This window comes from Bradyrhizobium sp. STM 3557 (assembly GCF_045571465.1).
Classification (GTDB): Bacteria; Pseudomonadota; Alphaproteobacteria; order Rhizobiales; family Xanthobacteraceae; genus Bradyrhizobium.
Genome location: NZ_CP120697.1, coordinates 2,015,085 through 2,028,784, shown reverse-complemented (window position 1 = coordinate 2,028,784; position 13,700 = coordinate 2,015,085). Strand labels below are relative to the sequence as shown.

The window sequence follows — 13,700 nt, the reverse complement described above, 5'->3', positions numbered from 1 at the left end:
GTTCAGCAAAAATGCGTGGATAGCGTAATGGCCTATTCGACGGCGCGCAGCTTGATTTCGGCGCGTTTTTGCCGCCAGCATTGCGATTCCGCATTGCAAACGGCACCTTTCAGCGCTTTAGCCCCGGCATCAGCAGGGCAATTTATCGACCAAACGTCGCTTCTTGTTCTGGCGGCCAGGCCAGTGTTCGCGCTGTGGATAACCAACCGACGTTATTCCGCTTCCGGGCTTGCGCGATGATATCAAACGTAATTTAAATTCTCTTAAACGTTTTCAGCTGATGCCGAGCCGCCTGTGTCGGTTACGGCCTTCGCGTCTGCCTGCGATTTGCCGGAGGCGTCGGCCATCACCAAGATCAGCGGTTCGGCATTACCGTCTGCTCCCTTACTACTACTGCGGAAATACTCCGCACTCGCCGTCAGTCTTCTTGCGCGCTTGCGGATGTTGGCGCATTAGACTGACAGCTTGGCCGTTCGTTTGCTTTATTCATTATTGGGAGCTAAGGACGATCCATGAGGGACGATATTTACAGGCGCTTTAGCCTGCTTTGGATTGCTCTCCTCTATTTCTTTGTACACGGCGCGCTGTTCATATTCGACATCTACCACCCTCTTGCCTTCCTGAATGGCGACAGAGGCAATGATCGCATCGTTCAGGTCCAGGAGTTCACGACGCGATCTTCCGATTATTGGGCGCTCCTCTTAAGCCCCTCCCCGGGCGACTATGCATTTCATGCGATCCTGTACCGCTTCGGCGGCCAGTATCTCGTCATCGCCGGCCAGGTCCTAATCGAGTTTGGCATTCTCGTCGGCGTCTATATGAGCGTGTCGCACCTGATCGGCCGGCGAGCTGCCTTTTGGGCAGGTGTTCTTCTGGTCTTGATGCCGGGCGGATTGATGAGCCCGCACCTGCTGGTCACCGAAACATGGTGCACGGCCTTTCTCTCGCTCGGCGTTCTTTTCCTCTGTCTCGCAATCGAAGACGACGGGGACCGATGGAGCGCCGGGTCGGTGGCCTTCATTCTGGCTGGCTTCGTAAGCCTCGCTCTGGCAAGCTTCGTCCGACCGCAGGGACTGCTCTTGCCGCTGGCCGGAGGCCTGACGATCCTCGCCACGATCAATCGCGGTCAATCCAGCGTCGTGCTCGGCATTGTTGCGAGTTATCTGTTGTTTCCAACGTCTCTGTTGGCGTTTCACTTCGTTTCGAATGGCTCCTTCGCCCTCGGCGCGTCCGATGCGGATCTCGGGACGAACCTTTTGCTGCGGGCAAACCGGATTCTGAATAACCCGTTTCTCACGCCGGGCGAAAAGCTGACGATCCCTCAGTTCCTCCACATCGCGGCTGGGCACCCAGTGGCTACTGTCAAGACGCTCTATGCCGACGCCGTGAACTTGTTTCTCAACCCGGGCAGCAACCATCTCTTCGGCCGCTATCTCACGGTCTACGATCCGGAGGACTTCACGTTCTGGGTCGGCTTGTTGGACAAGACCGGCCCTGTGGGCGTCGTGAGCCGGATCATTCGCCAGGGCGGCCTCTTCCTTCTTACATTCGCATTTTGGGCGGCCCTGCATGCCACCGTGCTCTTCGGAGTGACGTTGGCCCTCTGGCGTGCCTTTCGCTGCCGCCCCGCGATGCCGCCCTGGTTCTGGATCATCGTCGCCGTCGCCGGCGTCTATCTCGTCACGGCCTTTGCGGCGGGCCAGTTGAGATGGTCGCATCGGGCGGGAATCGAGCCACTGCTGGTTATCCTCTCCGTGTGGGGACTCCATACACCTTTGAGGAAGTCCGAGTCCGAACCCGCAAGGCCCGTAACGGCGGCGGTCTGATGACTGTCGTCGCGCCGATTCCCAGAGGCGGCTTGGCGCATCGCGCAGTCCCGAAAACGACTTGGTGCGATACGACGATGCCGCGCCCGCGACACGCGGGGACAAGCCGAAAAGGGCTATCTCGTCGCTGACCTAGACGCTACATGGCGAAGATGACGATGGCCACGATCGTTGCGATCGCAAGCATGCTGATCCTGTCCCTCAACGCAAACACAATAGGATCGTCATCCATGTGCCGGCGATGCGCCATCATCAAGGCCCGGCCGATCCAGTAGAGCAGGATCGGGCAGATCAGCCACAGCGCCTTCGGATTTCGATAAAGTACCTGGACGTCCGGCGAGGTGACATAGAGCGAAAAGATAGTGATCGCATTCATACCCGCGGCGGCCGCCAACGCTGCAACAATGTCGAGGTCGCTGACGCGGTAGTTGCGGTCGGAACGCTCGGGTAAGCCTCGGTCCAGTCGCGTCGAGAGTTCGACGTAGCGCTTGATGAGCGCCAGAGAGGTGAACATAAAGATCGAGAAAATGAACAGCCACTGCGAAATGGGGATACCCGCAGCCACGCCGCCGGCGACGATACGCGCTGCATAGAGCATCGCGAGGACCACCACGTCCACGAGCATCTTGCGCTTCAGATAAAGCGAATAGGCCGTCGTTAGGACGAAATACCCGGCCAGCGCAGCAAAGAACTCCCGTGAGATCTGCAAAGCTACGATAGCGGCAAAGAGCAGGAGCGCCGGACACACGATCATACCGGCCGAAAGTGAAAGGGCGCCGCTGGCAAACGGCCTATTCCGCTTTCTTGGATGCGCGCGATCAGACTGCAGGTCGAGCAAATCGTTCAGGATGTAGACGGCCGAGGCGCACGCACAAAAGCCGACGAAGGCAATTACCGCCTTCAGGATCGTCGCGGGATTGAACTGATGCGAGGTCAGCAGCGGAACGAAGATGAGAAGGTTCTTAACGTATTGGTGGTAACGCAGCGCCTTGAGCCAAATCTTCCAATTCGCCGAGCTACGCTGCAACGTGACGAAGTCGCCCTTCATCGCTCGCAGCCGGCCTTTCTGCGAACTGGAAAGACCGACGGCGTAGGCCTTGTCGGCACGTTCCCAGACTGGCATGTCGGCGGCACCATTGCCGATATAATCGAAGCCGTTTTCACCGAATTTTGCGACGAGCGCGGCAGCCTTCCGCTCCGCCGACAGATTTGTTTTCCCGTCCGACGCAAACCAACCGTCGAAAACTCCTAGATGGTCACAGATGGCTCGAGCATGCTTGGCGTCGGAGGCAGTCGCTAGAAAAATTTGACGTCCCTCCTCCTTCGCTGCGCGGATCTGATCGAGGACCTGATTATCATAGGGCAAGGTCGAATAATCCAGACGTGACGCCTCAGCCAATCGGTATTTCAATAAGGCCCTGCAACTAAACAGGGCATTGATGACCTCGGCGCCCGACTTCAACCCATAAGGGAAGCTATTGAAAAAGGATTCATGGAGCAGGTCCGTGCGGACCAGGGTCCCGTCGAGGTCCACGACTAAAGGCTTGAGGTCGCTCGCCAAAATATCGCTCGTATCCAATCTCGCAATCCTCTATCCTGTTGGGCTCGCCCAAATCCTCGAATTCTATTTTTAGCAAGCCCCCTCGCGTCGGAGCCCACACCACCGAGCGGTTTTCCGTGGTCGCACGCCGCCAGAGCCGGGTTCATAATGCCCCCCGGGGGTCATAAGGTCCGTGATGCGCGCCGCTGCTACGGCGGGTGAGCTTGTTCGCGTTCAGAGCCCCCCTGCTTGCGCGCGATATTGATGAGGCCGATTTTTCGGACTGGACGAAAACAACAGGCCAAGCGCGATGGAGGTGAGCACCGTGCTCAGGTTCTTGGCCATGAAATTGCTCTCGGTGTAATTGGCGATCAGAATGATCGACCACATGGCGAACGGAAACACGTCCGCGTTGGTATCCTTGTTCGGGGTGGTGACAATCAGCTTGATTCCCCACCACAGCGTGGCGGCGAAAACGAAATAGACCAGGGGTGAGAACAACACACCAAATTCGAGGTACTTGTCGATGAAGCCGTTGTCGACGCTCCATTCCGACAGATCCGAGGCGATATCCGCACCGAAGCCACCGCCGAGGAAGGCGTAGCCGGAATTCGCGAAATTCTGCAGCACAATCGGCCAGATATCGGCGCGGCCGGTCATGTCGGTCGATTTGCCCAGGATCTGGACGATGACGTAGTCGAATGTCCCCGCTTTGAACGCGACAATCAGCAAGACAGCCGCGGCCGCGAACTTGACGAACGCCGGCCCCCGCATCGGTATCGAAAGGCGCGCGACGAACTGAGCGACAAAAAACACCACAGGCGTGATCAGCATGGTGATGAGCCCGGTCGCCGATCCCGTGCCGAAGACGCATGCGACCGCACAGCCGAGGAAAAACAAGAAGACGATCATCGGATAGATGGCAGTCCGGTAAAAAATGAGCAGACCGGCCGTCAGTCCGGCAAACAGGCCGAGGCCCTGCTTGTGACTGAAAATGCCTCGCCAAAGACCCGCATGCACCGTCTGATAGGGATCGGTGAGCTGGTGAATGGCAACCTCGGGAAACAATATCACCCAAATGATGCTGAGCAGACAGCCGAGCGCCATGGTCCGGATAACCAGCTTGACGCATTCAAAGCCGGGAAACAGGCCGACCAGCGCCACTCCGAACAGGGCGACCGTCATGTACGTATTTGCGGTGTGAATTGTCGCGGCAGGAATGCGAGACCAGATCGCGGACATAAATGCCAGACCGACCAGCAGCCAGATCGGCCAGCATCGGACAATCAGCGCCCGCACCTGGGCCGACCCTAAAATGACACCGATCACGAACAATTCAGAACTGATGGTCATAACCTGAAGGATTGGAGAACCGACCCATTTGCCAGTGGCATCCATCGCCAGCTGCATGGTGAAGCCGGGAAAATCAAAAATAATGAAAAATACGCACAACAGGCGGACCAGGAAGCCGGCCTTCCGTGCGGAAGGGACGGTCTGCGCCGTCGGCGGCGGCGTCAGAGGTCGTGGACGCGAGACAAATCGGGCCCGGTCGGGAATTGGGGCAATGCTCATGGGCCTGGTTCCGAACTGCCTGCCGAGCGGCCAGTATGGCGAACAAAAATATTTTTATCCACTTCGGAATATGGCTTGCAATGTTATGGATAAAAAAATCGTATAGTACATAATTCCGGTGCGCTGACCGCCTGGAGCGCACTGACCATAGTTCCAGAATGCTGTCAAATACTTACACTTTAACCACACCCGATGAAACGCATTTAAATTCCATTTGGCGCCCATTATGATGGAAGCAGCGGGATCAGCGTGTTATTTTCGTCCCAGCGAGCGCTACTGCAGGTAAAGGATCGGGAATTCTTATGCTTCATGTAAGCAAGGATCGTAAGCTCGCTGCGTTCGAACCAGAAGTTGTGAACGCTCCCGTATCATCATCGCCCGCCCAGTATATTCAAATCGCGCGCGGTTTCCTCCGCCGTCAGCTTTGGATCTTGCTTGCGACCGTCGCAGTGGCTTTGAGTGCCGCAGCGGCGTTCTTCTTGGTCACGCCTGCGACTTACAAGGCGACATCCACTGTCGGCATCGATACGGCGAAATTCCAGCTTTTCCAGCCTGTCGGCGAACTGTCCATCGAATCGTCGGCGGCGGTCGAAAGCCAGCTCGAAATCATCCGGTCCGAAAAAATCGCGCTCGAGGTCATCAAGACGCTCCATCTGGCCGATGATGCCAGCGAACAGGGCGGCCTGTTCTCATCCTCCAAGCCGGGCTCGGATTTCGAGAACACGCGAAAGATGCTGGCGATCGTGCAGAAGCGCCTCACCGTCAAGCGCCTCGGCATAGCCTGGATCATCGATATCAGCTACGAAGACACCGATCCGAGCCGCGCGGCGCAGATCGCCAACGCATTCGCCGACGCCTATATCACCGACCAGCTGGACGCCAAATACCAGATCACCCGTCAGGCCAGTTCATGGCTCGAAGGCCGCGCCAAGGAGATGCGCGAGCAGCTGCAGGCCGCACAACGCGCCATCGTCGACTTCAAGTCAAAAAACAACATCGTCGATACCGGCGGTCGGCTCATGAGCGACCAGCAACTGGCCGAACTCAACGGGCAGCTTGCGACGGCTCGTACGCAGACCATTGAGGCCAAGGCGCGGCTCGAGCGAATCAACGGCATCATCCAATCGGCTCTCGCGCCGGGAAACAGCAATCCGCTCATTACCGACGTGCCGATCAACGATGCTTTCGCGAAATTGCGCACGCAGCTGGTCGATCTGACCTCCAGGGAGACCGAGTGGGCCGCGAAGGTGGGGCCGAACCATTCGGCTGTGCTCAACGTGCGCAACCAGATGAACCAGGTGCGCAACGCCATGCTCGATGAGTTGCACCGGGTCGGCGAGACCTCCAAGAGCGACTATGAGGTCGCGCAGCGCCGAGAAAAGAGCCTCGACAGCCAGGTGGCGCAGGCGCTCGCGCAATTCGAGGCGTCGAACCGCGCGCAAGTCACCCTTCGGGAGCTGGAGAGCTCTGCGGCGACCACCAAAGAGATCTACGAAAAGATCAACAAGCGATACCTGGAATCGGTCGAGCAAAAATCATTTCCTGTGTCGGAAGCCCGGGTGATTACGCGAGCGGAGCGCCCGCTCCATCGTGAATTCAAGACGACCCTGAAGATCCTGGGCGGCATTGTCGGCGGCAGCCTGGCGCTCGGCTTCGGCCTCGCGGCGGTTCGCGAGCTCACGGACAGCGTCTTCCGCACTGTCGCGCAGGTCGAAAGGCGCTTGCAGATGAGCTGCCTCGCGCTCGTTCCTCTGCGAAAGGACGAAACGCCGGAGCACGCCATGCCCTATCAGTGGCCCGGGCCTCGCGCCGTCCACGTCGAAGGTCCGCCGAGGTCCGTGATCGATGCCCCGTTGTCGGGCTATTCGGAGGCGGTGCGCTCGATCAAGCTCGCAATCGACCTCAACGGCACATTCAGCGGCACCAAAATCATCGGCCTGACATCGTCGCTGCCGAAAGAAGGCAAGTCGACGCTCTCAGCCTCTCTCGCGCTCGCCATCGCCCGCGCCGGCTCCAAAGTCGCCCTGGTGGATTTCGACCTCCGCAACCCCACGCTCACTCGGACGCTGTCCCCGGGGGCGACTGTCGGCTTTCTCGACGTGATTTCCGGCGGAACGCCGCTGGCCGACGCGCTCTGGAGCGACGAGACCAAGAACCTCTCGTTCCTTCCGACGGTCGTGAAGGATCAGTTCGTGCAAAGCAACGAGATCATGGTCGCGCCCGTGACCAAGATGTTCCTGGAGCGGCTGCGCAACGAGTACGCTTACGTGATCGTCGACCTGCCTCCGCTCGCGCCGGTCATCGACACCAGGGCCACCACCAATCTGGTCGACTTCTACATCGGCGTCATCGAATGGGGCGGCACAAAGATCGATGTCGTCGAACACGCGCTGAGCCGAGCGTCCGAGGTCGCCAGCAATATGCTGGGTGTCGTCTTGAACAAAGTCGATATGGAAAAGTTTGACAATTACGATTTCGAAAATCGAGACTACTATATCAACGAGCATTATTCCCAATATGGATATAAGGCCTGAGCTGCCGGCGCTGCGGCTGTCGGCTGACGCTCGTCCACAATCGCTGCTGCCAGTAGCCGCCTGCGGAATTGAGCGCGAACGGACAGGCTGAGCCGGGGCGTTAAACACCGGATCGGCACTTGGGATTCAGCGGAGTGGCGCCACGCCGACCCTGCTGCCCTGCGGCCTGCTCGGACCTCGCGGGGCCAACCGGGCTGCCATAGGTTCATCCGGACTGCATACGCATCGGGTCTCGGCGATGAACGGCCGCACGCCGCGCAGCCTCGGTCCGCGAAAGAAAGTTCATCGACCGGGAGTGCGAATGCGACGGACGGATGCGGCTTGAGCTTTGCCGGCCGGGGCCATCTAGCCTTTCGCGTGGACCTCCGCCCGGGCAAGGCGGCGCAGCGCCAGCCACAATCCCGCGCCTCGCGCGATATCAGAGGAATACAGGGCGACATAGATCCCGACAGGACCAAGGGCACTGCCAAGCACGACCACCATGCCCGCGCCGGCGACGTTGGCGACCCCACTGACCGCCGCCGACACCTTGTGCCGATCTGCAGCGTTCAACGCATCGAAAGCGAGAAACTGGATGGCCGTAGGGATAACCGTCCACGCCAGGACCTGCACGACGCCGGTGGCCTCGTGATAGGCCGCTCCGAACGCCAGCGGCGCAAAGGGAGCGACAACAAACAGACCCATGCTGGTCAGCGCGCTGATCGCGAGGGAATAGACGAGATATTTTCTCGCCAGCTTCAGACTGGCAGCCGCGCCGGCCCGCCCCGCGACGGCGAGCTTCCCGTAAATGACCCGATCGAACGCGCCGGGCACAACGAGCGCCGCGCCGATCAGACGCCGGCCCGCACCGTACACCGCGACGAATTCGGCGCTGGTCACTACGCTCAGGACCAGAATATCGACGTTGTGGCGGAGCATGATCAGAAAGCTCGACCAGGCCAGATGCCAGCCGAGCCAAATCTCCTCCCGCAGCACGCGCCAGCGCGGTCTGCCGAAATGCCGGATGGCCAGGAAGCCAGCGACACCGAGTGCGACGTGGCACCCCGCCCACCATATGGCCCACGTCGTGAGCGATCCGACGCCGAAACCAAGGCACGCAACGGCCGCGACGATCGCCCGGACCACCCCTGCCCCGCTATTGATGAGATTGGCGCGCTTGAAATCATGACGAGCCAGGAAGACGTTTTCGACCTGGCTCAGATAGGCCGGCATGATGACGTTGGTCGGCACCAACAGGCCGAGGATCGTCAGGCGCTCCAGGGGGGGAGCCCCCACATGCACGAAGGGCATCATGCCGACAACCAGCAAAAGGCTCAGGCCGGCGCCGGTCAGCACGATCATCAGGGTGGTGTGACCCAGCGCCTCGGGATAACGGGCCGGGTCGCGACTCACGATCCTACGCAGGACTTCGCCCGGACCGAATCCGCACAAAGTGTTCGCCAACGCCGTGACCGCCGTGATCGTCGTCAGATGACCGAATTCCGTCGTCCCCAGAAAGCGTGCAAGCAGGACGAACGCCAGCGCCTGGGCGAAGATGCCGATGACCAGGCTTCCGATCGAGCCGACCACCAGCCGTAACGTCGGAAGCTTCGGCCGAACGAATTGAACAACCGCGGGGATGCTAATCATTGCCAGCTTCGTCTGCGGCTCGCGGTATCATATCGTTGGCCGCGATCTGGCGACGATGGGGTTCAACCGTATCAACTTTCTCGCCGCTCCGGAGTCTTGCATAACAGCCCCAGCAGGTCGATGCACCTAGATAACGATGCGTCGGAATGGTCCGAGACAGCGCAGGCACGGTCCACTGATCCACAATGTCATATCCCAACTCATCCAGAGAGGCGAGAAATTGCGGAAGATTCCGTATTTGATAAGGGACTTCTGCACAGCCGAAGTTTTCCAGCGTCACGACCGTCGGCCCTTCACGCGTCTGGACCTTGTTGAGCAGGAGGTGTCGCGGCAAAGCCTGAAGCTGGCGAAGAAGGTCGCCGAAAGGAATATCGAGATACTGCAGCAATCCGGAAGCGAGCAGAACGTCGATCCGCGGCAATGCGATCAGCGTGTCGACGAAGCGTATTCCGCTCAATCCCTCCTCGATCGCTCTCTGTTGTCCGGCACGAACGATCGACGGCACGTCATAGACAATCCACTCCAGCTTGCGGACCAGATCCAGATGCTGTCGGAACGCCCGAAATTTCGTGCCCATATGGCCGCCGGCGTCGAGCAGCACCTGCGCGTCGTCACCGATCTGGGATAGCCAGAACAGGACGGGGTAGTCCTCCAGGTTGATCTGGCACATCATATCGAACGCGTGCATGACCACCGCGTCGTGATCGTAGCCGACCAGCGTCCCTGGCCGAACGGCAGCGGCGGCTTCGGCGACGTCCGCGAAAGACCCGCGGTAACGCAGGTGCGATGAGCCGAAGAACGCCAGCACGCGCCAGATGGCGGTCCGCGCGAGCATATCGATCCTGTCAACGAGACTGGCGCGCCTGATTTCGGGTAGCTTCGCGTTCACGACCTGATCAGCCCGTCGTCATTCCGCGGCCGTCGGCATGACGCTCTTTGAGCGACTGCGCACCCACGCTTCGGCACGCAGGACAAACTGGCCGCGAAGCGAGCATGACGGCTGAGTAATATCCTGAAACGTGATTTCGTTCGGCTTCCAGCGCAATTTCGAGAGATCTTTTCCGGTCGAAAGGTTCAATAGCCCGAACTTGTGCTCAATGGCCCATTTGATGATCTCGACCACGAGCGTGGTCATGACGCCGTATTTCCTCCATTCCGGATCGAAGCCGGAGAAGTACAGGTACAGTTCGTCATCGAACACGAATGCCAGCCGGATGGCGGCAAGCTTTCCATTCACGTGCATCTCGAATGCGCGCGCACATCCCTGTGCCGCAAAGCCGTTAATGGCGTCCGCCAGGAAGTCGCGGTGTCGTTTGATGGCAAAATTATCGCGGTGATAGGCCATGTCGTCGGCCTGGGACCGAGCCTTATGAAGATCGAGAAAGCGATGGAGCGCCTCCTTCAATTCGCCCTGCTGATCGATGACGCGGAATTCGAGCTTGTGACCGTCCCGATCAATGAACTCATAGCCCTTTCGCAGGCTCTTGCGCGTGTTGTTCGACAGCCGTGCGTGAAACTCCTCCCAGGTGCCAGGAAGCGGCACGACATAGTCGGGCAGCGACCGTTCCAACGTCGAGCGCTCGAGCGCTTCGAGCGGGCGCTGCGCACCCACATCGGTCCGAACACCACTCCACTTGAAGATATCCCAATCCGCATCATTGCACTTGAAGTAGTTCAGAAGGGCTTCGACGACCTCCTTCTGCCGCTCGGGACGGCAGACGATGCCGCGAATTTCGGTCAGACTCGGGTCGGCTCCGAAGAATTGGATTTTACAGAACCGTATAGGTCCGTAGCCCGGCCGATAGATCTTCACCAGCGGCACCACGGCCACGAGACGACCGTCTGCATCCCGTACGGAATGGAGGAAGAATTCGTCGCGCTTCAGCGACCCTCTGCGCGCAAAGTGCTTCCACCACAATTGGTGCCACAAGGGCGATGTGAACGGAGTGCGCGGGGAAATTTCCGAATCGAGTTGCCGCCATTCGGCAAGCAGGCCCTCGAACGCTTCCTTAACCGTGAGCTTCCGGATTTTGAGCGTCATAGCTTCACTTAATCGCTTTACAGGAATCTCAGGAACCCACGCGCAAACAGCTTCAGCGCGTAGAATTCGACGAAACCGTGATCACGCTTATATTTAGAATTAGTGTGCATCCGGGCTTGGCGCAGTTGCCGCTCGTCCTCCTCCGTCAACTCGGATGCGTGCATGAGAGATGGAAATCCAATTCGATATTTTAGGCCAACCTGATCGATGAAATGTACGCCAAATCGTCGCATGACACGCACGTAGAAATCGACGTCTTCCCGAAGACGAAGCTTGGGATCGAATCCTCCCGTTTGCTCCATGCACTCGCGCCGCACGATCCCACCGCTGCAGACGAGCAGCGCCCGTTGGAACATGAGGCACGCGACGAATGCCAGTTTGTTGCGGAATCGCTGACAAATCCGTGACATTCGGGCAGACTCGGCGAAATATTGAATCTCCTGCTCGAGTTGTTCTTTTGGGCAGTCGCCGAACGGCTCGATCCGACCATAGATGAGCCCGACGTCCGGCCGCTCGGCAAATGCGGCCCTCACGGCCGCATAGTAACCGGGTGGAACGATGTCATCGTCATCAAGGAAGTGGATGAAATTCCCGCTGGCCTGCGGCCAGCAGAGATTCCGAACGATGCTTGGGAAACCTCCGGTCGGCTGCGGATTGGGCAGATAGCGCACCCGCGGATCTGCGAGGCTCGCTACGACCGGCTCGGCCGAGCGCTCGGGGCTGTCATCCATCACGATGACTTCGACAGCAACGTCGTGCTGATCCAGGGCGCTTTGGATCGCTGCCCGCAGCAGCGCCGGCCTGCGAAAGGTAGGCATGACAACCGAGAATTCAGGCGCACTCATCGCGTATTCCGGCACCGGCCGCTCACTTCTATTTGCGGAGATTTCCCGATCACACATGGATCCTGCTGCTCAATACACGATCCCGCCTTGTATTTCGCGCAATTTGAGTAAATTGATTAATCACTGTTAGTCGTGCTGCTTCGGCAGAAATTCATTCAAAAACCGCCTCTCCGCAGGGTCGGAGCGGAACGGTCAGTACCGTCTGCTTGTGAGATGCGCCGGGATGGCGCATGCCGTTACCGGGATCGTCGGTGTCGTTAACCCAGAAAACATTCCGCACGGCCTCATCCCTCCGGAATGGCGTGCTCGAAGCGGTATTCCCCGTCCGAATGCGAACGGTCGAGCAGCGGCTGCGCTGTTCCCTTCAGGTAACGATCGAAGAATGCCAGCGCATATTCTCTAATAATCTGTGCCGCCCGTTGCGGAGCGATCCGGCCGGATCGGTTGAGCCTCCGCAAAGGAGAGAAGAATGCATAATCTGAAAAATTGAAGTGCTTGACTGCGTTGATCGAAAGCCAATAGCCGCCATGCTCCTGGAACAGCTTCTTCATCTGCACGAACTGGTCCCATTCGAGCCCCATCTCCCTCCGTTGGGCCGGACTGGCGTTCGGCACGGCATCCGGCGACGCCGGATCGGCGCCCGCCATCAGGAGAAATGGCGCGCGCGCCCCCTCGCGGAACGATTCCCCGGCCATCACGCCATCCATGTCGAGACAGGCCTTCAGGCGTGGGTCGCTCCAACAGGCCTGCGCCGCGACACCGCCCCCCAGGGAAAATCCGAACACCCCGATCCGCCCGAGATCGAGGCGGCCTGAAAGAGATCCTTTCGGATCGGCGGCGTCGAGCGCACGCAGGCGATCCAGCACGAACCGCAGATCGGCGGCCCTCAGCATGATCTGAGCCTCGATCGTCCGCACGAAATCCTGATAGCTGGCCTCGGAATCGTAGGCGTGCTCGTCCGACAGTGCCGTCCTGACGATCCTGCCGTCCGGAAACACCGTCGCACGCGAGCCATAGGGATGATCCAGCCCCACCACGATATAGCCATGGCTTGCAAACTCCTCGGACAGCGCGGTGTTTTCCGTGCGCATTCCGTCCCAGGATGGCTCATAGATCAGAATCGGATAGCGCGCCTGAGCGGACGCAAGCGGCGCGTCGGCCTTGGCATGGGTCTTCACCAGCGCGAATTGCGCGCTCCTGATGGAGGTCGTCGCCCGCTCGCGATAGGCAACGACCTGCTCACTCCCTGACGGCGCCGCGGGGTACCAGATCTGGACCATCAACTCCCTGGCTCGTTCTTGCAAAGCCGGCTCGCGCCTGCTGTCGTCAACGAAGTGTCTGACCTCTGTCCCGACCTGATAGGGTCCGCTTGGTACGGGCAATTGAAACACCGGAAAAACCGTGCTCAGCACAATTCCTCCACCGAGCCCGCCGAGCATGAGGACGGCGGCCGCATACTGGAATTCGGCGTCCGCCGTGAGCCCAGGCAGCATTTGCCGCAGGATGCCGCCCGCAAGCACGATGTAGATCGGCAGCATCTGCCAGCGATACCCCTCGGCCAGCAGGTGCCACGCCAGAATCGGCACACAAAGCCAAAGGCTCCAACTGATCCATTCATACTCGGTGCGATCCGGCGAGAGCAGATGCAGGACATAGCCGAACAGCCCGACGGCAATCACGCACTCCAGAGGACGCATGTCTCAGCCCCGATCG

At 59.4% G+C, this 13,700-nt stretch carries 10 protein-coding genes; 3 read left to right on the top strand and 7 right to left on the bottom strand.

All coding sequences use genetic code 11. The annotated features are described in order from the left end of the window. The first annotated feature begins 27 nt into the window (after positions 1–27). Complete coding sequence (locus P6U24_RS09105) at positions 28–240, top strand: hypothetical protein (RefSeq protein WP_407158796.1); 213 nt, start codon at positions 28–30, stop codon at positions 238–240. A 272-nt stretch (positions 241–512) separates the two neighbouring features. Next, positions 513–1,826 carry a hypothetical protein gene (locus P6U24_RS09100; RefSeq protein ID WP_407158795.1) on the top strand — a complete coding sequence of 438 codons (1,314 nt, stop codon included), beginning with the start codon at positions 513–515 and terminating at the stop codon, positions 1,824–1,826. A gap of 139 nt (positions 1,827–1,965) precedes the next feature. Here the strand turns inward: P6U24_RS09100 and P6U24_RS09095 are convergent, their stop codons facing one another. After that, a complete protein-coding gene (locus P6U24_RS09095; RefSeq protein ID WP_407158794.1) occupies positions 1,966–3,405 on the bottom strand; it encodes a UbiA family prenyltransferase in 1,440 nt (479 codons plus the stop codon). 195 nt (positions 3,406–3,600) lie between these two features. Next, positions 3,601–4,938, bottom strand: coding sequence for an O-antigen ligase family protein (locus P6U24_RS09090; protein ID WP_407158793.1), 1,338 nt, complete (start codon positions 4,936–4,938; stop codon positions 3,601–3,603). Positions 4,939–5,417: 479 nt separating this feature from the next. On the opposite strand from P6U24_RS09090, the gene P6U24_RS09085 reads away from it, so the two are divergent. Then, complete coding sequence (locus tag P6U24_RS09085; protein ID WP_407158792.1) at positions 5,418–7,472, top strand: AAA family ATPase; 2,055 nt, start codon at positions 5,418–5,420, stop codon at positions 7,470–7,472. Positions 7,473–7,817: 345 nt separating this feature from the next. Here the strand turns inward: P6U24_RS09085 and P6U24_RS09080 are convergent, their stop codons facing one another. The 5 genes from P6U24_RS09080 to P6U24_RS09060 all read right to left on the bottom strand — a co-directional run bounded on the left by P6U24_RS09080 (position 7,818) and on the right by P6U24_RS09060 (position 13,684). Continuing rightward, positions 7,818–9,101 (bottom strand): lipopolysaccharide biosynthesis protein, encoded by a 1,284-nt coding sequence (locus tag P6U24_RS09080; RefSeq protein WP_407158791.1) that lies wholly within the window; start codon positions 9,099–9,101, stop codon positions 7,818–7,820. Next, positions 9,094–9,990 (bottom strand): methyltransferase, TIGR04325 family, encoded by an 897-nt coding sequence (locus tag P6U24_RS09075; RefSeq protein ID WP_407158790.1) that lies wholly within the window; start codon positions 9,988–9,990, stop codon positions 9,094–9,096. Before P6U24_RS09075 ends, P6U24_RS09080 begins: the two co-directional genes overlap by 8 nt. 18 nt (positions 9,991–10,008) lie before the next feature. Then, complete coding sequence (locus tag P6U24_RS09070) at positions 10,009–11,142, bottom strand: GNAT family N-acetyltransferase (protein WP_407158789.1); 1,134 nt, start codon at positions 11,140–11,142, stop codon at positions 10,009–10,011. 17 nt (positions 11,143–11,159) lie between these two features. Then, a complete protein-coding gene (locus P6U24_RS09065; RefSeq protein WP_407158788.1) occupies positions 11,160–11,987 on the bottom strand; it encodes a glycosyltransferase family 2 protein in 828 nt (275 codons plus the stop codon). Positions 11,988–12,271: 284 nt separating this feature from the next. Further along, positions 12,272–13,684: an alpha/beta hydrolase family protein gene (locus P6U24_RS09060; protein ID WP_407158787.1), complete on the bottom strand. Its 1,413-nt coding sequence runs from the start codon at positions 13,682–13,684 to the stop codon at positions 12,272–12,274. Between the last annotated feature and the right edge of the window lie 16 nt (positions 13,685–13,700).